The sequence below is a fragment of the Mesorhizobium qingshengii genome (assembly GCF_900103325.1).
Classification (GTDB): Bacteria; Pseudomonadota; Alphaproteobacteria; order Rhizobiales; family Rhizobiaceae; genus Mesorhizobium; species Mesorhizobium qingshengii.
On sequence record NZ_FMXM01000013.1, the window covers coordinates 91,646 to 113,747 of the forward strand.

Below are 22,102 nucleotides of genomic sequence, written 5' to 3' on the forward strand. Positions count from 1 at the left end.
AACCTTCTGCTGCGAGGCGCATTCTAGGACTGCAACGCAGTCGAGGTTCCAATGCAAACCGCATGGTTCTCCAAACCCGTGGTGGTTTCGGTCGGCGTCACCGGTTCCATCCGCCATCTGTCCAATACACAGCAGGCCATTGAATTGCTCACGACACATTGGCGCGACACCGGCAGCCAGAAACATCAGTCCGCGCTGCGCGCCTGCCGCCGTGCGACAAGCGGCGACGTCGCCCCCGATACCGCCAGGGAGGCATTTGTCGAGGCCGCGCGCGAGGCGCATATCCTGGTCGAATAGGCTTGATCAAGTGAGCCTGCGTTCACGGCATGTCTGCGCCGTTCACAATGTCGTGATCGACGGAACCGCCTGAAACGACAGGCGTTTTTTTACGACAGGCGTTTTTGGCAGGCGTTTTGTCAGGCAACATTCAGGAGGCGTTTATGCGCATCATGAACCTCGTCACCCTCGCCCTCATCATCCTTGGCGGTCTCAACTGGCTGTCCATGGGTGTAACGGGCTATGACATAATCGGCACGGCCCTCGGCGGCGCCACCCTGGCCCGCATGGCCTATCTGATCATCGGGCTCGCAGCCATATGGCAGCTCATGCCGGGCTTCCAGAGCCTCACGGTTGGAGAAGTCGATGCCGAAGGGCATGTCCATCATTCGTGATCGGTAAAATAGGGCGGCGGAAAATCCGCCGCCCTATTGCGTGTAGTCGGGTCAACCATCGCGACGATCGATCGGCAGGCGCGCGCTAGCGCGCGGCAGCGGCAGGCGCTTTTTTGGGGGCGGCCCGCTGCCGTCGCATGCGGCGCTTGGCGATGAGCTTGAGCGCAACGGGTGGCTCGTTCGATAGCGCGCCTACTACGGCGTCCACCATGCCATTCGCTACAAAATCCGCGTTGATGTCATGGGCCAGCCTAGCGGCTGTTTCCTTGTCCCCGTTACCTGTCTCCGACCAGAACACGATCCCCACCCGCAGCCCCGCCTTCGCACGCTTCAGCCGGCGGACCAGAAAACGGGCATGCTTGACGGAATCCCGGTTCAGGAAGCCGACCACGACGGTGTCGATGGTTTCGAGCTCGAGGCGGCGAATGCTCGCGGGTTCCATGTCGGCAAAACCGGCCCTCGACACAGTCGCGCCCTGGACTTCCAGCACCTGCGCCAGCATAGCGGCGGCGGCATCGTCGAGCTCGCCACGCCCGCCGGCGCAGAGCACCGACATACCAGTGCCATCGGGCAGGTCGGCCTCGTCCTCGCCGACGGCCTTGCCGTCGTCGCCCACCTCCCCGGCCACGAGCGGACTCTCCTCCTCGTCCGCTTCCTCCTGCGCGTTGTCGTCGAGGTTGGCCACCAGCGTCATGGCACTGGCCGCTACCTGCCGTCTTTGCAGATCGCCCATGACGCCGCGCACACGGTCCCGCTCGCCCAGCAGAAGCGCCGGAATGGCGACCTTGTCGTAGAATTCGACCAGATACTTCTCCTCCAGCATCTCCTCGGCATGGTCGGTGGCTTCCTCCGGATCACCGGCCAGCAGTCGCTGGTAGAGGCGCGCATGGGGTTCGAGCACGGGCTCGTTGCCGAACAGCACGTCGAGGAATTCAAACTGCGGCACGTGCCTGCCCAGCACCACCAGGCAGACGGTGAGCGGTGTCGACAGGACCAGTCCGAGCGGCCCCCAGAGCCATGTCCAGAAGATGGCCGCAACGATGATCGCCAGCGGTGACAGCCCGGTTCGCGAACCGTAAAGCCAGGGTTCGACGACGTTGCCGGTGACCAGCTCCATCACCACGAACAGGGCGGCCGTCCACAGCACGAGCGACCAGCCGGGTGCCACGGCCAGCGCCAGGAGCAGCGGCAAAAGCATGCCTATGGCCGGGCCGATATAGGGAACGAAACGCAGCGCCAGTGCCAGCAGCCCCCACAGCAGCGCATTTGGAATGCCGAGGACCCATAGCCCGATCGCGATCGGGATGGCGTAGACGATGTTGACGACCAATTGCATGAGCAGGTAGCGGCCCACCCGCTTGCCGGCATCCTGAAGCGCCTCGGTGGTGCGGTGGAGGTCGCCGTAGCCGACAAGCCGGATGAAACGGTCGCGCAAATCCTCCCGCTCGAGCAGCATGAATATGACGACGACGATGATCAGCCCGGCCGATCCGAGCGGGCTGATCAGCGGACCGACTATGTTCTGCAGGACCTCGAGCGGCCTTTCGCGCGCGATGATCTCGACGGGCACCGGCTCGCGCGACGGCTTGTCCGGGGTCGCGGCCGGCTGCGAAGCCTCCTGCCGGTCGATCTCCTGGCCGACACGCTCGACCACGCGGCTCAATCTGGCGATGATCCCTCCCCCGACCCCGGTTTCCTTCAGCGAACGGATCTTGGCCAGGATGTTGGTCTGGTAGACCGGGATGTTCTGCGCCAGTTCGCTGACTTGCGTGGCGACAATGAAGCTGAACAGGGCGAGTGCCGCGAAAGCGCCCAGCACGCTGGCGATGACAGCGGCGATCCGGGGAATGCCGATCCGTTTGAGCGCCGACACAAGGGGCGCGAGCGCGAAGGTCAGCAGCAGCGCGATCGCGATCGGCAGGAAGACCTCGCGCCCAAAATACAGCGCCGCCACCGTCGTGACGATGGTCGCCACAGTGGGCAATGACGTTCGCGGGTGGGGCGCGGCGGCCGAAAGAATCTCCTCCAGCCCATGCGCCGGAGACGCCGTCCCGTTTCGACGATTGACCGCCACTTGATGTCTCCCCCTGCCGGCGGCCATGGTCGGGCATATCGAGCCGGCTTGCAACCTTTGCCGAGGGACCGCTGGTTACCTTCAATGCCGGGCAGGTCGGTATGTTCCCGCCGTCCGAGGGTAATGGAGAAAAATGAGTTTGCGGCTCATCGGGATTGACGTTCCGGGGCTGACGGCAACCTCGGCGTGACGTTGGATAAGGCGGCTCAGCGCGCTGCGTGTCTTGCCAGCGCGTGCTCGATCAGCACGTCGATGACCTCGCTGTAGCCGATGCCGATAGCCGCCAGCGCCTTGGCGTACATCGAGATGTCGGTGAAGCCGGGCAGCGTGTTGACCTCGTTGACCAGCAGGCTGCCATCGGCGCGCAGGAAGAAGTCGACGCGCGCCATGGCTTCGCAGCCGAGCGCCAGGAAAGCTTGCCGCGCCATCGCCATCGCCTTGTCGGCAACCGCGGCCGGGACATCGGCCGGCACCTTCACCACCGCGCCATCGGCATCGAGATACTTGGCCTCGTAGGTGTAGAAGCCATGCTTGCCGGCTGGAATGATCTCGCCGGGCAGCGACACCGTCAGCGAGCCGTCGGCCCGCTGCAGCACCGAGCACTCGATCTCGCGGCCGTCGACGAACTCCTCGATCAGCGCCTTGCCGTCATAGCGGAAAGCCGTTGCGACAGCGTCCTCGAAACCGTCCCGGTCGTTCACCTTGCTCACCCCGAAGGACGAACCCTGGCGCGCCGGCTTGGCGAAGAACGGCAGGCCAAGCACGCCTGCAATCTCCTGGAAGGAATGCGTGTCGTTTCGGTGCAAGGTGACGGAGCGGGCGACGGCAAGCCCGGCCTCGCGCAGCAGCCGCTTGGCGACATCCTTGTCCATGGCGGCGGCCGAAGCCAGGATGCCGCAGCCGACATAGGCGACATCGGCGACTTCCGCATAGCCCTGCACCGAGCCGTCCTCGCCGAACGGCCCGTGCAGCACGGGAAAGACGACATCGACCGGCGGCAGATCAGGCTGTTTGCCACCATGCGGCGCGGCCACCAGCCTGCCCTTGCCGCCGGGCAGCAGGGCGACCTCTACACCATCCTCGGACACCGGAGCCCCTGCCCCGTCGCCGGCTGCCACCGACGACTGTTGCAGCAGCCATCTGCCGCTTCGGGAAATGGCGATCGGCACGATCTCGTAGCGCGTCCGGTCGATCGCCTTCAGCACATTGGCGGCCGAAAGGCACGACACGTCGTGTTCGGCCGAGCGCCCGCCATAGAGGATGGCTACCCTTGTCTTGTCCTTCATCGAAAATCCCTCAAAAAATCAAATGGCGACCGCAATGCCGCGATTGGCAAAGAAACGGTCGAAATCGGCTGGCGCCAACACTGCGTTTGCCTGTGTGGCGCGGATATGGCCGGATGGATTGTGGAAGCGAAAAGCCTCGTCCGAGGCGGAAGTGACCAGCACCAGATGTCCGCCCTTCGACGGCGGCTCGCGCTCGGGCCAGCGGATCCAGCTGCTGACCGAAGCGATGAAGAAGCGCGACCGCGAAAGGATCGCCGGTATGTCCGATGCCGCGACATTGGTCATCACCTCGGCCTGAAGGCCAAAGGCCTCCTTCACGAAGCGGACGAAGGGCGCGTAGATCAGCCCCTTGATCGATCCTTCATTGACGACGTAGCCGCCATATCTGGTGCATTGCCTGGCGAGTTCGATGGTCGGAACGGTCTCGCCGCGCGTCGCCAGGATCATCTTCAGGCACGCCATGCCGCAGATGTTGGCGGCCCAGACCGCGTATTCGTCGAGCGTTTCGGCGCCTGAACCCCGCCACAGCGGATCGCGCCTGAGAGCGATTCCGGCGCCTTCGGCGAGCACGTCCAGCGTCATGTCTGAAGTTTCCCACTGGCTGAAAAACGGCACGGTTTCAGTCAGGGGCTTCATGCGACTCCTCGGGGGCTCAATCCAATCTCGTATACGAGCATACGAAATTGGTGAAAAGCCAGCAGCGGGCATGACGTCCGTCGTGTTGTCACGCTCCTACCTCAGAGCGCGACCACCTGCGCCATCTGCACGCCGGATGGCATTTGTGGCCGGCAGATAAGCCCTCGCCATACGCGCGCGCCTGCGCACCATACATCCAGGCCTATGTGATGCGCTGCTGGTCCTTCTCAGGCGCGGCCATTGTCGGCACCATAGAATTGCACGCCAAGCCGTCCGTTCTTTCTCCACCGCACCACGGCACGATAGCTGGCCTCATCCGCGGGCACGTGAAGGACGAAGCGATCGGGAATTGTCACGCTGGGATCCACCTTCAGTTCCGCACCGTGAAGGTGCTGATTTCTGACGGAGCAGCTGATCCTCGCGTCATCGGTAATGATGGTCGCATCCTTCAGGACAATTCCACGTGGGTGTGAGCGTCGCTCTATTGGAGGATCAATGGGGTTCATGGCTCTTTCCACCCGCAAGTCCTGAAGTGATCGCCATGCGCGGTTCTCCGAAGTCAGACAGGCCGGCTTCGTTGAGCACGATGATCTCGCCGTCGACGATGGCGTTTTCGGCGCCGAGATTGGCGGCCTCTTTCACCGGGTCGCGATATTTCGACGTCCAGTCGTGGCCCTTGCAACCGCAGATCCTGATACCGTCTTCGTCGATGGTCAGCTGCGAGCGGTAGCCGTCGAACTTGACTTCATGAATCCAGTCGTCGCCTTCGCGAGGCTGCTCGACAAGGATCGGCGTCAACGGTGGGATGAACTTCAAACGCATGAACTGACTCGCAAAACCGCGATTCAATTAGTTTGCGCTGAAATGGTTCCGGAAGTCTTGCTGCGGCGCGGCGCGCGGCAGGAACATTTGCGGCTCTTCAGGCTGTCAGATCTCGGCAGAAATCGGCCATGTCACGCAGTTTCGCCTATGGATCTCTTACAAGTCTCGGATTGGCATTCCCGGCGTATCGCTGCTTCTTCACGGCAATGAATGTCGCCCGTCGCCCGTTATAATAGCGCTTTTCCAGCCCGCTCACTTTTGGTTTGAGACGTTCGACATTGGCAAATCCAGAATATTCCAGGAGGTTGATGACGGCTCGGGAATTGGGGGAAAACTGACAAAATTCCGCCGGACGCCAGCGGGAAGTCGTGATGTTGCTTGCATTGGAATCGACCCCCGCCACCACGCGCATATGCCACATCGGCCAACGGTCCAGTATTCGATTTATGATCGGCACCTTCATGAGCGTTGTATCGACCGCCAAAACGTGGTCAGCCACTGCTGATATGCGCTTCAGGCTCAAAACAGGGTTTTCCAGGTGGTATAAAATCCCGAAGAACAGGACCAGATCGAACATACCGTGCTTCGACCGATCAAGATCCATCAGGTCAAGCCGCTGAAAATCCAAATTATCTAGATCCACGGCCTCTTTTACCAGATTTGCCTGCTCGATGTAGTGAGGCTCAATGTCGATCCCAAGCACGTAATCGGCACCGCCCCTTGCGGCGTGCACGGAAAAACCACCGCAGTTGCATGCTACGTCGAGAACTCTTTTGCCTGCCAATGAACCTCCGCAGGCCGTGAGAATGCTTGGCCATGCATGATCGAGGAGTGTTTGCATCCTCGTGCGCTCGCGGTCTTGACGAGACGCGGTCTGTACGTAGGTGCTCAGGCCATAAGGCAAGTCGATGGCGTGATGAAACGGTGCGAGGCGTTCGACCGCGGCCTGAAGTTCCGCTTTGCTCTTTCTTCGCGCCTGTGGGATCGACGTTTGAAAATGCTTCATGAATCCGTATCTCCTGCCAGCTTGGCGTTAGTCGAATGGGATTGTTGACGGATTCCGCACCAGGCGAATGGCACTGCCATCGGGTGGGTATCACGGCGCAAGCATTGCGTCGCCACCGGCGCGAACAGGATGAGGCACCGGCAGAATCCAAGACAGATAAAGTTTTAATGCATCAACCGACGCGTTGCACCATGCTCAAATGTGGTAGTGCGGCTTAAGCCAAAGGCTACCAAATGGATATGACGCCGCAACCGGCCGCGTGGCGGGTGGCTGCTTCAGAACGTGATCTTCACCGAGGCCGCGCTACGCGTGGCTGGCCCGTGATGGACGGCCTCGATGTTGTTGCCGTCCGGGTCGAGCAGGAAGGCGGCATAGTAGCCGGGATGATAGGGGCGCTCGCCCGGCGCGCCATTGTCCTTGCCGCCGCCGGCGAGCCCGGCCTTGTAGAAGGCATCGACCATGGCGCGGTCCTTGGCCTGGAACGCCAGATGGTGGCGGCCGGTGAGTTTTCCCAGGGCCGCGGGGCTGTCGGCACTGGAGACGAACAGTTCATCGGCCCAGAAATAGTCCTCGCCGACACCACCGATCGGAACATCGAGCGCCCGCAAGACCGCCTCGTAGAAACGCCGGCTGGCAGGAAGATCCCTGACCACCAGATGGATATGATCGATGAGACGGCCGCGATGCAGTTCCTGGGTTTCCATGCAAATTCCTCCTCGCAAGGCTCCGAATTTAGGTTCGGACAGGACGCCGTCAATGCGGGAACTTGCTAACCGCCAAGCCGCTACCGCAAGTCTAATCCATGGCCTCGCACCATCTTTCAAACAAAAAGCCCGCCAGGAGGGGGGATCCAGCGGGCCTTTGGAAAGCTGAAAGTGAGCTTTCAGATGTCTGACGGGGGATCAGACATGGTGAGAACCTTTTATTGACCGCAGAGGTTCCACCCGAACAAAAAGATTGCCAACGGGCCGTCGCGGCCACGGAATGCAAGCGGTGGAGGCGATTTCTTTCGCGGGATCCCTCGAAGCCGGAACCTTCCGCCGCCAACCGGGTTTTGTGCGCGGCTGGGAGGACTTCGATGGACTGTTTTCAAAGGCTCGAAGCGCTGGTCGACAGCGCCGGTGTCGACAGCATCGACGAAGCAAACGCTCTGCTGCGCCGGTTCCATGGCAGGTCGCAAGAGGTCACGGCGGCGATCGACGAGTTCATGCTGGACTTCAAGACATTGGTCTTCATCGTTGAAACCGCCGGGGAAGGGTTCCAGAAATCACTGCGAAAGCTGGCTCGCGCCAGGCTGTCGAAGCTCCGCCACATGGTGAACGTGACGGCATAGGATGCCGACTTCCGGGCATGGACGCCGTTCGCTCATCAGACGGGTGTTCAACGCAGCTGCACCCGCGCGAGCAGCGCCTCAACCATGGGGAGCATCTTTCTAACGATGATCGCATCACCCGCTGCATTTGGGTGATCGTTGTCCGCTTGCAACAACTCCGGATGCCCGGTCACGCCCTCCTTGAAGTCGGCGTACAGCAGGTCTCCATGCTTGGTCGCTAGCTCGGAGAACATCTTTGAAAACGATTCTGCATAGTCAGCCCCATGCCCGGCAGAAAGGTTGGACGAGCAATAGCCATAGGCCGCGGTTCCAACCACAAGCACTGGAACGCGCTTCTGGGCGAGAAGACCCAGAATCTGGTCGAGGTTCGCTCGCGTGTGATCCAGGTCGATACGCGCGCAATCGTTCTGACCCAATTCAACGATGACAACGTGGTTTGCAGGGCTCGCCTGCAGGTCAAGGCCGTCCTTGGATTCCGCCAGCCAAGCGAGACCGCGTTTGCTGGTCGCCATGTACCCCACCTCTACAATTGTCACTGGGTGCCCGGCAGCGTTCAGCTCAGACTTCAGCCTGGCCGCAAAGGTCTCAGTGGCTGCTACTCCATAGCTGTTGATGTAGCTGTCGCCGAGGGTGACGATTGTCGGAGGTGCATCCTCGGCATCCAGATTGCCGGCTAACCCCAACATTGCGGAAAGTGCGGCAAGGACCGCAAGCGAAACGGCACGCACTTTTGTCATGGTCTACCTCCCAGCGGGACCATTCGGGGCTATCCTGGCCCAAGCCTCGGAGCCCGCAACGGATCGTGACAGCACATTCTCACGACCGCATCGGCGAAGGAAGGTGGCCGGGTTTTAGCTCTTCAGGATGGCCGCCAGCCGGGGGATGCCCTCGCTCACCGCGCGGCGGTCGGCCAGCGTGAACGACAGCCGCAGCGTGTTGCGCCCGCTGCCGTCGGCATAGAAGGCGTTGCCGGGCACGAAGGCGACGCGCGCCTCCTTCACCGACCGTGCCAGAAGCGCCGTGGCATCGGACCCCTCGGGCAGCGTCACCCAGACGAACATGCCGCCTTCCGGGCGGCTCCAGTTCACGCCTTTCGGCATGTTGGCCTCGAGTGCCGCCAGCAGGCCGTCGCGGCGCTCGCGATAGGCGCCGATGAGTTTTTCCACCTGGCGGTCGAACACGGCCTCGGCCACGCGGTGCATTACCACCTGGTTGATCGACGGGCTGTGCAGGTCGGAGGCCTGCTTCATCAGCACCAGCTTCTCGACCACGTGGCGCGGCGCGCACACCCAGCCGACGCGCATGCCAGGCGACAGGATTTTCGAGAACGAGCCGCAATAGAGCGTGCGCGCCTTGTCGATGCCACCGGAGCGGGCGCAATCGAGCGCCAGGATCGGTGGCACGCCCTCGCCGTCATAGCGCAGGGCGCGATAGGCGGCATCCTCGATGACGGCGATGTCGAGTTCGCCGGCGAGGTCGAGCACCGCCTCGCGCTGCTGGCGGTTCAGGGTCTCGCCGGTCGGGTTGGCGAAATCCGGCACCAGATAGGCGAACTTGACCTTGCCGCCATTCGCGGCGGCCGCCGCGCGATAGGCATCGGGCGTCATGTTGCCGCCTTCGGGCCGCAGCCGGTCGTAGCGCGGCTCGTAGGCGTTGAAGGCCTGCAGGGCGCCGAGATAGGTCGGCCATGTCACCAATGCGGTATCGCCCGGCGACAGGAACAGCTTGCCAAGATAATCCAGCGCCTGCTGCGACCCGGAGGTGATGAAGATGTTGGCCTCGTCGCAGGCGATGCCGAGCTTGCCCATCTGCCCGGCCAACCAGCGCCGCAACGGCAGATAGCCTTCCGAGACCTGGTACTGCAGCGCCGCCCCCGCCTCGCCGCCGCCCAGCACCGAAGCATAGGCATCGCGGATCTCCTCGGTCGGAAACAGCGCCGGATCGGGAATGCCGCCGGCGAACGAAATGATGTCGGGCTGGTCGAGCAGCTTCAGCAGCTCGCGGATTTCGGACGCCTTCATGCGCGACGAGCGCGAAGCCAACAGATTCATCAAGGTCAAAGCGCGCCTCCCGCGACAAATGGATATAGGTCAACCTGACTGACCTATATCAGCCCTCCCCGGCAATTTGAATAGAGCCTGAGCGACTTCCGGTATACGCCAGTCGCTGCCGGCCCGGAACCGGCGGAAGGTCGCGAGCGCCTATAAAGTCATCTTGCAGCCGAGATGGCTGCAGGTTCAGCCGCGCCGCGCGATAAACGCGGCGGCGCGGGCGACATGCGCGTCGCGATGCGTGCGCGCCGCCAGCGCCAGCCATTCGCGCGCGATGGCGTCGGCCATCTCGGGCCGGTCCAGCTTCAGATTGACGTCCACCTGGCTCGCCAGGATCTCCACCTGCAGCCCGGCATAGCTGTCGCTGTCGCGCATGCAGCGCCGGCGCGCCTCGCCCAACCACTCCACGGCCGGCACGAACGCCCCTTCCGCCGCGTAGGTCAGCGCGAGCGCGCGGGCGACGGCCCCTTCCCAGCAGGGATCGTTCATCTGGCAGCTCAGCGCGAAGGCTTCCTCCAGCCTGGGGCGCAGATCATCGGGGCGCGCCTGCCGGCGCGTGCGGGCTTCGCTGAGCACCGCCACCGGCCAGGGCCGAAACGACATCCAGCGTTGTTCCTCGACCAGCGCCAGACAGTCTTCCAGCCAGCGATCGGCCTCCTCCAGCCGGTCAGCGGCGAGCAGACCCCAGCCGCCAAGCCCCAGCGACCAGATCTCGCGGCGGCGGTTGCCGGCCGAGCGCGCATGCTCCAGCGACAGTGCGTAGTGGTCGAGCCCCTCGCCGAGCCGACCCCAGTCGACCAGGTTGAAACCGATGACGCCATGGATGCCGGCAAGATTCTCGCCCCCAAGGGCCAGTTCCAGCGCCTGCGCCAGATAGGTCGCGGCCGACGGGCGCCGCCCCGCCAGCGCCTCGACATAGCCGAGTTCGCGAAACCCCGCCGAGGCGATCGCCGCGTTGCCCGCCTGGCGCGCCAGTTCCGTACTCTGGCGCAGCAGCACCGAGCCTTCGTCATCATAGCCCTTGACCGAATGCACAAGCGCCGTGCCAAGTTCGAACATGGCGCGCGCCGTCAGTTGCGCGTCCTTGTGTTTCTCCGCGTCGCGAACAGCGCGGCGCAGACAATCGATGCCGGCATCCACGGCACCCGCCGAAAGCGCGGCCAGGCCCGACTGCATGAGCGAGGTGACGAAGGCCTGGCGCGAGATGCCGCTGGGCGGCGACGAGATGGTGCGGCGTGCGGCACTGCGCAACGCGGCGGACGGCTTTTCACCGAGCTCGGCCATGAACACCGCTTCGGTCGCCTCGACATGATCGAGCGCCGCCTGGTAGCGGCCGGCCAGCGCCAGGCTCTTCACCAGCAATATATGCGCGCTTTCATCATAGGGGTTGCGCCGCACGCCAAGTTCGGCCAACCGCGTGGCACGGCCATGATCCTCGACCGACATGGCGCGGATGCTTTCCTGCCGGATGCGGGCTTCGACGATGCCCGCGATGCGCGCGCGCTCCACCAGCAGCCAGGTTGCGAATTCCGGACTGCAGCGCGGCTCCAACGCGCCGAGCAGCGGGCCGGCGGCCTCGATATCGAAATCGTCGCGGTCGAGCCGCAGCACGTCGATGTCGATATCATCGGCGAAGCCACCCTCGATCGGGTCACCGTTCAGACAGTCGGATGTGTTGAGCGCCTTGCGCAGCGAGGCCAGGCACCAGCGCAACGAACCCAGCGGATCGACGGTTTCGGGAAACAGCTCGACCGCGAGTGCGCGCCGGTCGAGCGGCGTGCGCGCCAGAAGCACGCGGGCGAGCAGCGCCCAGGCCTGATGACCACGCACCGGCTGGCTCCGCCCATCCGCATCGAGAATGGCGGGTTCGCCAAGAAGCCTGATCGTACCACCCAATTGTCCCACCATGTGCGCTTGCCCATCCTCGTACGGGACATGCGCCACCGCCGTGGGACGAAGCGTGTGACCAGTCCCGCGCTGTTTCCTTGGCGAGCGGCACACCGGGTCCAACGTCGATCGGTTTTATCGGGCCGTCAATCACAACGGAGACCGACAATGCCAACTTTCATCATCGAACGCGAAATCGCTGGCGCCGACAGATTGAGCGCCAAGGAGCTCAAGGAGATCTCGGCCAAGTCCAACGAGGTCGTGGCCGGGCTCGGCGTGCCCTACAAATGGCTCACCTCCTATGTCGCCGGCGACAAGATCTACTGCATTCATGAGGCCGAAAGCGCCGACGTGATCGAGCGGCATGCCCGCGAGGGCGGCTTTCCCGCCAACAAGGTGACCGAGATCGCCGCCTTCATCGGTCCGCGGACCGCCGAAGCCTGACCAGCCATCCGGGCGGACCACGCGCCTGTCCCACAATCGAAGCGCACGGGCCGAACAGCCGGTGCGCGATGACAGACTTAGGGAGTTACCATGACATTCTTGCCTTGGAGCAGGCGCCTTGCCGCCCCGTTCCTCCTGTCCGCCCTCGCAATCGCGGCGACGGTGGTTCATGCCCATGACGCCAACACCAATGACGCCGGCGACACCAATATCCTGGCGCGAAAGGTGCGCGCCAGCAATGGCCGCTTCGAGAACGTGGCGATGGCCACGGCCGAGGGCTATGCACCGATCCCTTGCGCCAGCGGCATCACCGGCGGCGCGATGGGCATCCACTATGTCAACGCCGGCTATCTCAAGGACGATGCGGTCGACCTCGCCAAGCCCGAGGCCGTCATGTACGAGCCGATGGCCGACGGAAAGCTCAAGCTGGTGGCGGTCGAATACATCACGTCGAAAGGCCCGGCCTCGCTGGAAGGGCAGCTGTTCAACTTCAACAGCGCCCCCAACCGCTATGGTCTCGGCCCGTTCTATGAACTGCATGTCTGGGCCTGGAAGAAGAACCCGACCGGCACCTTCGCCGACATGAACCCGAACGTGTCGTGCGACGCGATGAAGATGGGCGACTGAGGTCGTCAGGGCTTGCCGGCGCCGCGCCGGCAAGCCCTTCGCGTTGGATTTTCGAGGAAGCCATGACCCAAACCGAGAGCGTCCCGAGGCGCGCCCGCCAATGGCGTTTTGCCTCAATCTTGCTGGCGCGCCTGCTGCGCCGCTGGCGCCACCGTCGCGACCGGCGTCTCCTGGAGGCGATGCCGGACTTCATGCTCAAGGATATCGGCATCAGCCGGTCCGATATCCACCATGTCGCGGCGCATGGCGAGACGAGGCGGTAGATGCCGCGTCACACGAGGCGTTGGCGGCGCTGCAAAGGCCCGCCAATCAATCCCCGTCACCGGCAGGCTTGGCCTTGCCGCACTGCGCCAGCACCTTGCCGATTGCCGCGCTCGAGCCCTTCAGCGGAAAGCTGCCCTGGCCGTATTTGGCGGCGCTGACGCTCACCGCGCCCTTCGAACGCAGCAGGTCGAGCAGCGGATCGGCCCGGGCCAGGTCCACCGTGAAATAGTTGTACATGGCCTCCAGCTGCAGCGTTTTCGTCACCGTCTTGCCGTCGGCCTTGAAGTCGAACGAGCCGCTGATGCCGGGCTCCAGTTGCTGGCCGCTGGCACCGAGGTCGTAGCTCAGCACCGGCGTGTCGAAACAGGTCAGCATCAGATGCGCATCGCCTTTCGGCCCGCCGCAGACCGAAGCGGTCAGCACCTTGCCGCCCTCGTCTTCCTCCATCTTGGCGCTCCAGCTGCTGCACGACGCGGCGAACGCCGGCTGCGCGGCCTGCAGCGCCGCCGCCGCACCGGCGACGACAAGATATTTCGCTCTCATGACTTCCCCCTCCACAATTGCGGCCGCACCTGTCGACATCCTATAGGAAAAGCCATTCGGTGGCATTGCCTGTTGCGGCAATGCCGTCCGGTCCTGATTTCGCGGAGAGCAGTGTTGAGCGCCTGTGTTCGTCTATGCCTGTCGCTGGCCGCCGTGCTGGCCTTGCCGCTCGTCGCCCGTGCCGAGTGGAAGCCGGCCGAAAAGGTCGAGACCTACGCCATATCAGGCCAGTCCGGGCCGGAACTCTATCAATCGATCGGCGAGAACGGCCCCAAGCTCGGCGTTGTCCGTGCCATCGCCCACACCAATTTCAAGCTGACCTGGACCAGGGATTATCAGGCACGAGCCGAAGCCTGCGTGCTGGTGTCGGCGAGGCCGAAGCTCATCATCACCTACACCTTGCCCAGCCCATCCGCGCCGCTGCCGCCAGCCATCCAGAAGAACTGGGAGGTTTTCATCGCCGGCGTCAGCGCCCACGAGAAGGTGCATGGCGAGACCATCGTCGACATGGTGCGCAAGATCGAGGCGGCGACCGTCGGCCTCAGCGTTGCCGACGATCCCAAATGCAGCAAGATCCGGGTCGAGATGACCAAGCGGCTGTCCGAACTGTCGCAGGCGCAGCGGCAGGCCAGCCGCGATTTCGATCGCGTCGAATTCGGCCAGGGCGGCAATCTCCAGAAGCTCATTCTCGCCCTGGTGAATGGCGGCTAGAAACACATCGTGCCAAAGACCCGCCCGCCCCTACCGGCTAAGGTCGAGCGCGGCGGAGAGATCCCCCATCGGCGGCTGGTCGTTGTTGCGCAGCGCCTTGTCTCGGGCGACGATGCCGGAAAGCACCGGCAGGTCGTAGCGCGCCGTGATGAAGCGCAGAATCGATGTCGTGTCGTATTGCGTGTGGTCGACGGTACCCATCTTCGCATAGGGCGAGATGATGAAGGCGGGGATGCGGTTGCCCGGCCCCCAGCGGTCGGCCTTCGGCGGCGCGACATGGTCCCAGAAGCCGCCATTCTCGTCGTAGGTGACGACCACCAGCATGTGGCTCCATTGCGGGCTTTTCTCGAGATGCGAGACGACATCGGCCAGATGCTGGTCGCCGCTCGCCACATCGGCGTAGCCGCCATGTTCGTTGAGGTTGCCCTGCGGCTTGTAGAAGGTGACGGCCGGCAGCTTGCCGTCGTCTATGTCCCTGATGAAGGCAGCGCCGTCCATGCCGCCATCCCGCAGATGCTCGGCCCGTGCGGCGGTGCCAGGCGCATAGGCCGCGAAGTAGTTGAACGGCTGGTGGTGGAACTGGAAGTTCGGCACCGGCGTCGCGTTCTTGCCGTCGAGCGTTGCCTGCCAGGCGCCGGCATACCAGGCCCAGCCGACGCCCTTCAGCGACAGCAGGTCGCCGATGGTGATGTCGTGCTGTGGCGGCAGCGTGCTCGCCGCGGACGGATCGGCCAAGGCCGGATCGCCGCCCGCGGCCGGCTTGTTGCTGCTCGGCTGATAGGGCGGCTGCATGGTGTTGACGGCATGGAAGTCGGGCGTGATGGCGCCGTCATTGACGAACTTCGGCGCGCCGCCAAGCGCCGAGGCCGGCGAGTTGTCGGCGACCTTCAGCGTCGTGCCATCGGCCTCGACGACGGCGATCTGCCCCTTCACCGGACTGGTGTCTGCATTGGGATAGACCGGCACACAGGCGCAAGCGAGCATGAAATGATTGAGGAAGGAGCCGCCGAAGGCGCCCTGGAAGAAATTGTCGGCCAGCACGTATTTCTTCGCCACCGCCCACATCGGCAAACCGGAGCCGTCATAATGGCCCATCACCAGGCTGCCTGAATCGGCCCAGGCGACGAACTTGTCGTTGCGGCCGCCATCGATCTGCATCTGCTCCTGGTAGAAACGGTGCCAGAGATCGCGCGTGATCACCGAGGTCTGTTCGTTGAAGCCCTTGGGATCGTCGATGGCGAAGCTGGCATTGGCCAGGTGCGCCGACTGCTCCTCGGTCACCGGCGGCGTCACCCCCTTGGCGGTCAGGCCGCCCCAGGCCGGCGGCAGTTCGGCGAGCGGCTTGCCGTCGCGGTCGAGCTGGCGCACCTGGTCGGCCGAGAGATTGGCCAGGCCGTTGGCGCCGGGAAAGCCGCCATAGAGATTATCGAAGCTGCGATTCTCGGCATAAATGACGACGACGGTGTCGATCTTGTCGTAGTTGGGGGGTGCCGCGGAAGCGACGACCGGAACGGAGGCCAGCGCCGTACCGGCGAGGCATAGCGAGGTAAGGAACTTCAACGTCGTCATTGGGTTGCCTCGTGGCTTGGGGGATGGCTGGAGGGGCAATGCATGGTCGCTCGACGAGCCATGGATGAAAACGTTAGATCGGTGCCTTGTCACCTTTGTGACATTTGCCTCGCCTGCGAACACGGTTGCGTGAGCGGGCAGACCGGTCATGAATCCGTAGCAGTGCGGCCTTAAGTCCCGGGCGAAAAGGCGGACCGGACGACATGGCGGCAGGACAATGGAAGAGGATCATTATCGCCGCATCGATGCTCGGCATCGCCGCGATTTCCTCGGCAAGCATTGGCCGCGCCGGGACCGGCAGCGTCCATCCCGGGCCGATGTCGCGAGCCGATGCCTTCGCCAGGGCGCAGGCCCTGACAGCGCTCGGCCGTAAGATGTTCTTCGACCCGTCGTTGTCTGCCTCGGGCAAACAGGCCTGCTCGTCCTGTCATGACCCGCATCATGCCTTCGGCCCTGCCTCGGCGGCACCGGTCGAGATGGGTGGACCGAAGCTGGACCAGCCGGGGCTGCGCGCCGTACCTTCGCTTCGCTACCTGCAGGCGGCGCCCGCCTTCACCGAGCATTTTCATGATTCCGAGGACGAAGGCGACGAGAGCGTCGACAACGGCCCGACCGGAGGCCTGACCTGGGACGGCCGCGTCGATCGCGGCAAGGATCAGGCCAAGATCCCGCTGCTGTCACCGTTCGAGATGGCCAACAAGGACGCCGCCGCCGTCACGGCTGCCCTGCGCAAGGCCGCCTATGCCGGTGCATTCAAGGCCGCTTTCGGCGACCAGGTTTTCGACCACCCGGACGACGCCTTCGACGCCGCCGCCGAGGCGCTCGGCACCTTCGAGCAGAGTGCCGCCGACTTCTATCCCTACTCCAGCCGCTACGATGTCTTTCTCGCCGGCAAGGCGCGGCTCACGGCGCAGGAACTGCGCGGCCGCGCCCTGTTCGAGGACGAGACCAAGGGCAATTGCGCCAGCTGCCATCTGAGCCAACCCGCCAATGACGGCGAGCCGCCGCAGTTCACCGACTATGGCCTGATCGCCGTCGCCGTGCCGCGCAACCCGGCCATATCGGCCAATGCCGACCCCGCTTATTTCGATCTTGGCCTGTGCGGACCGCTGCGCACCGATTTCCACGGCCGGGCGGACTATTGCGGCCTGTTCAAGACGCCGACGCTGCGCAACGTCGCGCTGAGAAAAAGCTTCTTCCACAATGGATACTTCCACACGCTGCGCGATGCGGTCGCCTTCTATGCCAGCCGCGACAGCGATCCCGGCCGCTGGTACCCCAAGTACGCCGATGGCACGGTGCGCGAATATGACGATCTGCCAAAGGCTTACTGGCCCAATCTCAACCAGGATCCGCCCTTCGGCAGGAAGCCCGGCGACAGACCGGCGCTGACCGACCCCGAGATCGACGCCATTGTCGCGTTTCTGCAAACGCTGACTGACGCGGACCAGCAGGCCGAGGCGGTACCGGCGAATTGAATCCTTGCCGGTTAAGCTGGAAGAACGGCAGGGACCTTCCTGCCGGAATGGCCAGGGACCGGAACCGGTAGCGGCCCCCTAGCTCCGCCAGGCCGCCAGATCGGCCAGGATCCGCGCCTTCAACGCTGGGTCGGCGTAGCTCGCCTGCACCGACGTCGCGGCGAGCTGGCGGATGGTTTCGCTGTCCCAGGCGAAGGCCTCGGCGCAGGCGGCATAGGAGGCTTCAAGCGTGGTGTCGAGCAGCGACGGATCATCGGTGTTGATCGAGACGGGGACACCGGCCTTGCGCAGGGCGTCGAGCGGATGTTCGGCAAGCGATGGATAGACGCCAAGCGCCAAATTGGAGATCGGACAGACGCCCAGGGGAATCTGCCTCCGTGCCAGCAAGTCGACGAGCTCCGGATCCTCGATCGACCGCACGCCATGGTCGATGCGGTCGGCGCCCAGTAGTTCGATTGCGTCGCGAACACCTTCCGGGCCGCTCGACTCGCCCGCATGAACGGTGCGCCGCAGGCCCGCCGCGCCGGCACGGCGAAACGCCTCGGCGAAGCGCGGGCCGGTGCGGCCGGCAGCCGCTTCGTTGCCGTCGATCGACAGCGCAACGACGCGCTTGTGCCTGATCGCACTCAGCAACTCCACCAGTTCGATCGCTTCCGCCGCCGACTGGGTGCGGAGCAGGCTGACGCAAAGTCCGACCGGCGGGTGCCCGTCCTGCTCGGCGGCCGCGAAACCGGCATCGAATGCGTCGATCATCCCGGGGATGTTCTTGTGCCAATGCGGCCAATGCGTCGGATTGACGATGACGTCGGCATAACGCACGCCGCTTCGGCCCATGCGCTGCGCGAACTTGTAGGCAGTGGTGGCGAGTTGCTCGCGCGTCCGGAATGTGCCGCACAACCAGTCGAGCATCTCGAGGAAGCTCTTGAGGTCATGGGCTTCGAACAGCCTGTCGTGCGGTGCACGCAGCGGAATGCCGGCTTCCTCGCAGTTCCTGATCACATCGGCGGCCTCGAAGCAGCCCTCGACGTGGATGTGCACTTCGGCTTTCGGCAGTCCGATGAAATCGGTCAATGACGCCTCCCATATTGGCAAGCGTCATCAAATCATGAAACGACCGGCCCCCGTTTCAAGAAATGATTGAAAGAATTGCGCACGGCGCGCCGAAGCGGAACGGCCTGCAAGATTAGGGGGACCGTTCCCAAGGACTACCGAAACGACCGAAGGTCAGCCAAACGTCGCCAGAGGCTTGGCGTGGATCTCGACCCAGTCGCAGCGCCGGCTGTCGTGGTAGAAGGACTGGAAGGGCGGTGGGAACGACGGGTCCGCGAAGGCGCCGACCGGGATGGCAATCACACCGGGCTGGGTATCTATTCGGTAGTGGACGGTGGTCCCGCAATCAGGGCAGAAGCTGTAGATGACGCGGCCGCCCTGGTCGCCGACGCGGGTGAATTGCGCTGCCCGTCCCTGGATCGATACGCCGCCTTCCGCGAACCGGACATTGTAGCTGAAGGCACTGCCAGTGCGCCGCTTGCAGTCCAGGCAATGGCAAACGGAGATGCGCGCCGGCTCGCCCGAGCAGACGGCTGAAAGCTGGCCGCAGGAACATGTGGCGCGTCGCGTAACCATGACAGGCTCCTCCCCTCGTTAGAAATTACTGCGTATCCGCGTTGGCCCTCAGTTCCGTCCGCTTCTCGTCCGACACCACCGCCAGGTCCAGCACCTTCTGCAGCCCGGCGGCATGGCGGAAGGACGGCTCGGCCTGGACGCCGCTCTTCACCGCCTCGACGAAACGCTGGTAGTTGGTCGCCACCGCGCCGGCGTCGAGCACTTCCCATTTGGCGTTCTCGACATTCTCGCCGACGCAGGCCTTGAGCACCGAACCGTCGAGATTGTGCACCACCTCGACGCCGCCCTTGTCGCCATAGATGCGCAGGCGAAGTTCGTTGAGATGCCCGGTCGCCCAGCGGCTGGCATGCACCACGCCGAAGGCGCCGTTGGAAAAATCCAGCGTCATGGCGAAGCTGTCATTGGCGTCGAGCCCGTATTCGCCGATGCGGTTGCCGGGTGCCTTGTCGAAGGCGCGCAGCCGGCAGAAGACATGGTCGATGTCGAGAGCAGCACCGTAGCTGGCGAAATCGAGGATATGGATGCCGACATCGCCGAGCACGCCGTTCGACCCATGCCCGCGCGACAGGCGCCACAGCCATTTCGGATCGGTGCGCCAGTCGCCCCAGAATTTCGACACCAGCCAGCTTTGCAGATAGGACGCCTCGACATGCCGGACCGTGCCGATTTCGCCCGCCTGCACCATCTGGCGGGCCTTCTGCAGCGCCGCGACATTGCGATAGGTGAGGTTCACCATGTTGACGATGCCGGCGGCCTCGGCGGCATCGGCCATCTCGGTGGCCTTGCCAAAGTTTTCGGCCAGCGGCTTTTCGCACAGCACCGGCTTGCCGGCGGCGATCAGCGCCATGGTGGTCGGGTGGTGGATGCGGTCCGGCGTGACATTGGCCACCGCGTCGAAGGCACCCCATTTCAACGCCTCCTCGAGCGAAGTGAAGCGGTTGGGAATCTCAAAGCTGTCGGCGAATTCGCCGACGCGCGCCGCATCGACATCGACGGCGCCGACGATATCGATGCCCTCGATGGCACTGAAGCGCCGCGCATGTTCCTGCGCCATCCAGCCGGTGCCGAGTATCAAAAGCCGCATTTGTTGCTCCCTGCGCGAGATGTCAGAATCGGCCGCCTTGGGAGTGCTGCCAGCCCCCTTCGGCGGCGAACCCGTGCCGCGGCCTGGGTCATCGCTTCGCCCCAGGGACATGGCTCCTCCTCGCGGTCGAAGCGTCAAATAGCGCGGATGATACCACCGTCGACACGAATGTTCTGGCCGGTGATGTAGCCGGCGCCTTCGGAGGCCAGGAAGGCGATGGTCGCGGCGATCTCCTCGCTCGTGCCGTAGCGCTGCATCGGCACGCTGTCGCGACGCTCCTCGGTGGCGGGCAGGCTGTCGATCCAGCCGGGCAGCACGTTGTTCATGCGCACATTGTCGGCGGCATAGGTATTGGCGAAGATCTTGGTGTAGGCGGCAAGCCCGGCGCGGAACACCGCAGAGGTCGGGAACATCGGGCTCGGCTCGACCACCCAGGCCGTCGAGATGTTGATGATGGCGCCGCCCTTCTGCTTGACCATGTGGGGTGCCACGATGCGCACCGGTCGGATGACGTTCATCAGATAGACATCGAGGCCGGTGTGCCATTGCTCGTCTGATATTTCGAGGATCGGCGCGCGCGGCCCGTGGCCGCCGCTGTTGACCAGCACGTCGATGCGGCCATGGCGCTCGAGCGTCAGGTCGACGAGACGCTGCAGATCGTCGTTCGACTGGTTGGAGCCGGTGACGCCGAGCCCGCCCAACTCCTTGGCCAGCGCCTCGCCCTTGCCCGAGGAAGACAGGATGGCAATCTTGAAGCCGTCCGCCGCCAGCCGCTTCGCCGCCGCCGCACCCATGCCGCTGCCGCCGGCCACCACAACAGCCACTTTTTCTACACTCATTGGATTTTCCTCTCGGGGTTGGCAGGACTCAGCAAGCAGTTTTTTCGGGATCCGCGCGGTGATATAGCTGGTTTTCTCGCCCGGTTCGAACCAGAATGCCTGAAATCAGCCTGTAGAAAAGCTCCTGCATGCCCGAAGCCTTCCTGAGCCTGCCACCGTTGAATGCGCTGCGCGCCTTCGAGGCCTCGGCGCGCCATCTCAATTTCCGCATCGCCGCCGAGGAATTGAACGTCACGCAAGGCGCGGTGGCCCAGCACATTCGCGGGCTGGAGGCTGATCTCGGCACAAAACTGTTCGAGCGGCTGCCGCGCGGCCTGGCTCTCACCGACGAGGGCCGCGCCTATGTGCCCAACATCCGTCGCGCCTTCGACCTGATCTCGGAGGCGACGCTGCTGTTGCGCCCCGAGCCGGCGCGGCTGACGATCAGCGTGACGCCGAGCTTCGCCACCAAATGGCTGATCCCCAGGCTGCAGGACTTCATGGCGCACAATCCGCTGGTCGACTTGCGTGTCCTGGCCAGCGAAAGCCTGTCGAGTTTTCAGGCCGATGGCGTCGACATCGCGGTGCGGCAGGGCCGCCCGCCCTTCGGCCCCGGCCTGATCGTCGACCTGTTGTTCGCGCAGCAGATCATCGCCGTTTGCAGCCCGGCCCTGCTGCCGCACGGCGCCGTCGAGATCGCGGCGGCCGAAATCCAGCATCATGTTCTGCTGCACGACGCGCACAATCTGTGGCCGGAATTCATGGAAAAGGCGGTCGGCCTGAAGATGACGACCGAACTGAAACGCATGCGCTTCAACCAGACGAGCCTGGCCATCGACGCCGCCATCGCCGGCCAGGGCATCGCGCTGGCCAGCCGCTTTCTCGTCGCCGCCGATCTCGCCGCCGGCCGGCTGGTCCAGCCGGTGAGCGGCGAAATGCGCGGCACGCAGGATTTCCACGTCGTGGTGCCAAGAAAACAGCGGCATCCCGAGCCAACGCAGGCCGTGCGGCAATGGCTGCTCGATGCGGGAGAGAAACAGCCTTTGTCGTGAGCCCCTGCTCTCTCTGTCTGTTTGAGCTTTTCCGAAAACCGGCACCCACTTTCGGGGTCATGCTCTGGCTGGATCGGCGGCAAGGCGTCCGGCTTCACATGGGCGATCGATGCGTAGGTC

The 22,102-nt window shown here is 64.0% G+C and carries 25 protein-coding genes; 9 read left to right on the forward strand and 16 right to left on the reverse strand.

The genetic code is table 11. The features are described from left to right. Nucleotides 1-51 precede the first annotated feature (51 nt). Both BLS48_RS20705 and BLS48_RS20710 read left to right on the forward strand, forming a co-directional pair. Entirely contained in the window at nucleotides 52-297 is a 246-nt protein-coding gene (locus tag BLS48_RS20705; RefSeq protein ID WP_091581347.1) for a DUF982 domain-containing protein, read from the forward strand. 143 nt (nucleotides 298-440) lie between these two features. After that, nucleotides 441-671 (forward strand): DUF378 domain-containing protein, encoded by a 231-nt coding sequence (locus BLS48_RS20710; protein WP_091581350.1) that lies wholly within the window; start codon nucleotides 441-443, stop codon nucleotides 669-671. An 85-nt stretch (nucleotides 672-756) separates the two neighbouring features. Here the strand turns inward: BLS48_RS20710 and BLS48_RS20715 are convergent, their stop codons facing one another. The 7 genes from BLS48_RS20715 to BLS48_RS20745 all read right to left on the reverse strand — a co-directional run bounded on the left by BLS48_RS20715 (nucleotide 757) and on the right by BLS48_RS20745 (nucleotide 7,199). Beyond that, a complete protein-coding gene (locus BLS48_RS20715) occupies nucleotides 757-2,745 on the reverse strand; it encodes an AI-2E family transporter (protein WP_167365172.1) in 1,989 nt (662 codons plus the stop codon). A gap of 206 nt (nucleotides 2,746-2,951) precedes the next feature. Next, nucleotides 2,952-4,031, reverse strand: coding sequence for a D-alanine--D-alanine ligase family protein (locus tag BLS48_RS20720; protein WP_091581352.1), 1,080 nt, complete (start codon nucleotides 4,029-4,031; stop codon nucleotides 2,952-2,954). An 18-nt stretch (nucleotides 4,032-4,049) separates the two neighbouring features. Then, nucleotides 4,050-4,667 (reverse strand): C39 family peptidase, encoded by a 618-nt coding sequence (locus BLS48_RS20725; protein ID WP_091581354.1) that lies wholly within the window; start codon nucleotides 4,665-4,667, stop codon nucleotides 4,050-4,052. Between the two features lie 227 nt (nucleotides 4,668-4,894). Beyond that, on the reverse strand, nucleotides 4,895-5,173 hold the full coding sequence (locus tag BLS48_RS20730) for a PilZ domain-containing protein (protein WP_091581357.1): 279 nt from the start codon (nucleotides 5,171-5,173) through the stop codon (nucleotides 4,895-4,897). After that, nucleotides 5,160-5,489 (reverse strand): ATP-dependent DNA ligase, encoded by a 330-nt coding sequence (locus BLS48_RS20735; protein WP_091581359.1) that lies wholly within the window; start codon nucleotides 5,487-5,489, stop codon nucleotides 5,160-5,162. Before BLS48_RS20735 ends, BLS48_RS20730 begins: the two co-directional genes overlap by 14 nt. 145 nt (nucleotides 5,490-5,634) lie before the next feature. After that, nucleotides 5,635-6,495, reverse strand: a complete 861-nt coding sequence (locus BLS48_RS20740; RefSeq protein ID WP_091581362.1) for a class I SAM-dependent methyltransferase — start codon at nucleotides 6,493-6,495, stop codon at nucleotides 5,635-5,637. Nucleotides 6,496-6,770: 275 nt separating this feature from the next. After that, nucleotides 6,771-7,199 (reverse strand): VOC family protein, encoded by a 429-nt coding sequence (locus tag BLS48_RS20745; RefSeq protein WP_091581365.1) that lies wholly within the window; start codon nucleotides 7,197-7,199, stop codon nucleotides 6,771-6,773. A gap of 374 nt (nucleotides 7,200-7,573) precedes the next feature. On the opposite strand from BLS48_RS20745, the gene BLS48_RS20750 reads away from it, so the two are divergent. Beyond that, nucleotides 7,574-7,828 carry a hypothetical protein gene (locus BLS48_RS20750; RefSeq protein WP_091581367.1) on the forward strand — a complete coding sequence of 85 codons (255 nt, stop codon included), beginning with the start codon at nucleotides 7,574-7,576 and terminating at the stop codon, nucleotides 7,826-7,828. 47 nt (nucleotides 7,829-7,875) lie between these two features. Here BLS48_RS20750 and BLS48_RS20755 read toward each other — a convergent pair whose 3' ends face one another. From BLS48_RS20755 to BLS48_RS20765, 3 genes are all read right to left on the reverse strand, one after another. Further along, entirely contained in the window at nucleotides 7,876-8,565 is a 690-nt protein-coding gene (locus BLS48_RS20755) for a GDSL-type esterase/lipase family protein (protein WP_091581370.1), read from the reverse strand. Nucleotides 8,566-8,679: 114 nt separating this feature from the next. Then, complete coding sequence (locus BLS48_RS20760; protein WP_167365177.1) at nucleotides 8,680-9,879, reverse strand: aminotransferase-like domain-containing protein; 1,200 nt, start codon at nucleotides 9,877-9,879, stop codon at nucleotides 8,680-8,682. A 186-nt stretch (nucleotides 9,880-10,065) separates the two neighbouring features. Then, complete coding sequence (locus tag BLS48_RS20765) at nucleotides 10,066-11,787, reverse strand: AfsR/SARP family transcriptional regulator (RefSeq protein ID WP_091581376.1); 1,722 nt, start codon at nucleotides 11,785-11,787, stop codon at nucleotides 10,066-10,068. 147 nt (nucleotides 11,788-11,934) lie between these two features. Between BLS48_RS20765 and BLS48_RS20770 the strand changes: the two genes are divergently transcribed. The 3 genes from BLS48_RS20770 (at nucleotide 11,935) to BLS48_RS20780 (ending at nucleotide 13,100) form a co-directional block, all read left to right on the forward strand. Beyond that, nucleotides 11,935-12,210: a DUF4242 domain-containing protein gene (locus tag BLS48_RS20770; RefSeq protein ID WP_091581378.1), complete on the forward strand. Its 276-nt coding sequence runs from the start codon at nucleotides 11,935-11,937 to the stop codon at nucleotides 12,208-12,210. Nucleotides 12,211-12,300: 90 nt separating this feature from the next. Next, nucleotides 12,301-12,837, forward strand: a complete 537-nt coding sequence (locus BLS48_RS20775) for a hypothetical protein (protein ID WP_091581381.1) — start codon at nucleotides 12,301-12,303, stop codon at nucleotides 12,835-12,837. 62 nt (nucleotides 12,838-12,899) lie between these two features. Further along, nucleotides 12,900-13,100: a YjiS-like domain-containing protein gene (locus BLS48_RS20780; RefSeq protein ID WP_091581383.1), complete on the forward strand. Its 201-nt coding sequence runs from the start codon at nucleotides 12,900-12,902 to the stop codon at nucleotides 13,098-13,100. Between the two features lie 46 nt (nucleotides 13,101-13,146). Here BLS48_RS20780 and BLS48_RS20785 read toward each other — a convergent pair whose 3' ends face one another. Then, nucleotides 13,147-13,644, reverse strand: coding sequence for a hypothetical protein (locus BLS48_RS20785; RefSeq protein ID WP_244529724.1), 498 nt, complete (start codon nucleotides 13,642-13,644; stop codon nucleotides 13,147-13,149). 114 nt (nucleotides 13,645-13,758) lie between these two features. Here BLS48_RS20785 and BLS48_RS20790 point away from each other — a divergent pair, with 114 nt between their 5' ends. Beyond that, a complete protein-coding gene (locus BLS48_RS20790) occupies nucleotides 13,759-14,355 on the forward strand; it encodes a DUF922 domain-containing Zn-dependent protease (RefSeq protein ID WP_091581386.1) in 597 nt (198 codons plus the stop codon). A 30-nt stretch (nucleotides 14,356-14,385) separates the two neighbouring features. Here the strand turns inward: BLS48_RS20790 and BLS48_RS20795 are convergent, their stop codons facing one another. Then, a complete protein-coding gene (locus tag BLS48_RS20795) occupies nucleotides 14,386-15,924 on the reverse strand; it encodes an acid phosphatase (protein ID WP_091581389.1) in 1,539 nt (512 codons plus the stop codon). A gap of 245 nt (nucleotides 15,925-16,169) precedes the next feature. Between BLS48_RS20795 and BLS48_RS20800 the strand changes: the two genes are divergently transcribed. Continuing rightward, a complete protein-coding gene (locus tag BLS48_RS20800) occupies nucleotides 16,170-17,402 on the forward strand; it encodes a cytochrome-c peroxidase (RefSeq protein WP_244529738.1) in 1,233 nt (410 codons plus the stop codon). A gap of 78 nt (nucleotides 17,403-17,480) precedes the next feature. Here the strand turns inward: BLS48_RS20800 and add are convergent, their stop codons facing one another. The 4 genes from add to BLS48_RS20820 form a co-directional block, all read right to left on the reverse strand. After that, nucleotides 17,481-18,473, reverse strand: coding sequence for an adenosine deaminase (add, locus tag BLS48_RS20805; RefSeq protein WP_091581394.1), 993 nt, complete (start codon nucleotides 18,471-18,473; stop codon nucleotides 17,481-17,483). Between the two features lie 153 nt (nucleotides 18,474-18,626). Then, nucleotides 18,627-19,028, reverse strand: a complete 402-nt coding sequence (locus BLS48_RS20810) for a GFA family protein (RefSeq protein WP_091581396.1) — start codon at nucleotides 19,026-19,028, stop codon at nucleotides 18,627-18,629. 25 nt (nucleotides 19,029-19,053) lie between these two features. After that, the gene (locus BLS48_RS20815) at nucleotides 19,054-20,112 is read right to left on the reverse strand and encodes a Gfo/Idh/MocA family protein (RefSeq protein ID WP_091581399.1); all 1,059 of its coding nucleotides are present in this window, start codon (nucleotides 20,110-20,112) and stop codon (nucleotides 19,054-19,056) included. A gap of 134 nt (nucleotides 20,113-20,246) precedes the next feature. Then, nucleotides 20,247-20,951: an SDR family oxidoreductase gene (locus tag BLS48_RS20820; protein ID WP_091581401.1), complete on the reverse strand. Its 705-nt coding sequence runs from the start codon at nucleotides 20,949-20,951 to the stop codon at nucleotides 20,247-20,249. 128 nt (nucleotides 20,952-21,079) lie between these two features. Here BLS48_RS20820 and gcvA point away from each other — a divergent pair, with 128 nt between their 5' ends. Then, nucleotides 21,080-21,982, forward strand: coding sequence for a transcriptional regulator GcvA (gene gcvA, locus BLS48_RS20825; RefSeq protein ID WP_091581404.1), 903 nt, complete (start codon nucleotides 21,080-21,082; stop codon nucleotides 21,980-21,982). Nucleotides 21,983-22,102: the final 120 nt, after the last annotated feature.

Bases quoted from the DNA above. Each gene is read 5' to 3' on its own strand.
- BLS48_RS20770 (WP_091581378.1), top strand. From the start codon at position 11,935: ATGCCAACTTTCATCATCGAACGCGAAATCGCTGGCGCCGACAGATTG.
- BLS48_RS20810 (WP_091581396.1), bottom strand. From the start codon at position 19,028: ATGGTTACGCGACGCGCCACATGTTCCTGCGGCCAGCTTTCAGCCGTC.
- BLS48_RS20735 (WP_091581359.1), bottom strand. From the start codon at position 5,489: ATGCGTTTGAAGTTCATCCCACCGTTGACGCCGATCCTTGTCGAGCAG.
- BLS48_RS20760 (WP_167365177.1), bottom strand. From the start codon at position 9,879: ATGAATCTGTTGGCTTCGCGCTCGTCGCGCATGAAGGCGTCCGAAATC.
- BLS48_RS20750 (WP_091581367.1), top strand. From the start codon at position 7,574: ATGGACTGTTTTCAAAGGCTCGAAGCGCTGGTCGACAGCGCCGGTGTC.
- BLS48_RS20800 (WP_244529738.1), top strand. From the start codon at position 16,170: ATGCTCGGCATCGCCGCGATTTCCTCGGCAAGCATTGGCCGCGCCGGG.
- BLS48_RS20725 (WP_091581354.1), bottom strand. From the start codon at position 4,667: ATGAAGCCCCTGACTGAAACCGTGCCGTTTTTCAGCCAGTGGGAAACT.
- BLS48_RS20740 (WP_091581362.1), bottom strand. From the start codon at position 6,495: ATGAAGCATTTTCAAACGTCGATCCCACAGGCGCGAAGAAAGAGCAAA.
- BLS48_RS20710 (WP_091581350.1), top strand. From the start codon at position 441: ATGCGCATCATGAACCTCGTCACCCTCGCCCTCATCATCCTTGGCGGT.
- BLS48_RS20820 (WP_091581401.1), bottom strand. From the start codon at position 20,951: ATGAGTGTAGAAAAAGTGGCTGTTGTGGTGGCCGGCGGCAGCGGCATG.
- BLS48_RS20705 (WP_091581347.1), top strand. From the start codon at position 52: ATGCAAACCGCATGGTTCTCCAAACCCGTGGTGGTTTCGGTCGGCGTC.
- BLS48_RS20785 (WP_244529724.1), bottom strand. From the start codon at position 13,644: ATGAGAGCGAAATATCTTGTCGTCGCCGGTGCGGCGGCGGCGCTGCAG.
- BLS48_RS20780 (WP_091581383.1), top strand. From the start codon at position 12,900: ATGACCCAAACCGAGAGCGTCCCGAGGCGCGCCCGCCAATGGCGTTTT.
- BLS48_RS20755 (WP_091581370.1), bottom strand. From the start codon at position 8,565: ATGACAAAAGTGCGTGCCGTTTCGCTTGCGGTCCTTGCCGCACTTTCC.
- BLS48_RS20765 (WP_091581376.1), bottom strand. From the start codon at position 11,787: ATGGTGGGACAATTGGGTGGTACGATCAGGCTTCTTGGCGAACCCGCC.
- BLS48_RS20815 (WP_091581399.1), bottom strand. From the start codon at position 20,112: ATGCGGCTTTTGATACTCGGCACCGGCTGGATGGCGCAGGAACATGCG.
- BLS48_RS20730 (WP_091581357.1), bottom strand. From the start codon at position 5,173: ATGAACCCCATTGATCCTCCAATAGAGCGACGCTCACACCCACGTGGA.
- gcvA (WP_091581404.1), top strand. From the start codon at position 21,080: ATGCCCGAAGCCTTCCTGAGCCTGCCACCGTTGAATGCGCTGCGCGCC.
- BLS48_RS20775 (WP_091581381.1), top strand. From the start codon at position 12,301: ATGACATTCTTGCCTTGGAGCAGGCGCCTTGCCGCCCCGTTCCTCCTG.
- BLS48_RS20720 (WP_091581352.1), bottom strand. From the start codon at position 4,031: ATGAAGGACAAGACAAGGGTAGCCATCCTCTATGGCGGGCGCTCGGCC.
- BLS48_RS20795 (WP_091581389.1), bottom strand. From the start codon at position 15,924: ATGACGACGTTGAAGTTCCTTACCTCGCTATGCCTCGCCGGTACGGCG.
- BLS48_RS20745 (WP_091581365.1), bottom strand. From the start codon at position 7,199: ATGGAAACCCAGGAACTGCATCGCGGCCGTCTCATCGATCATATCCAT.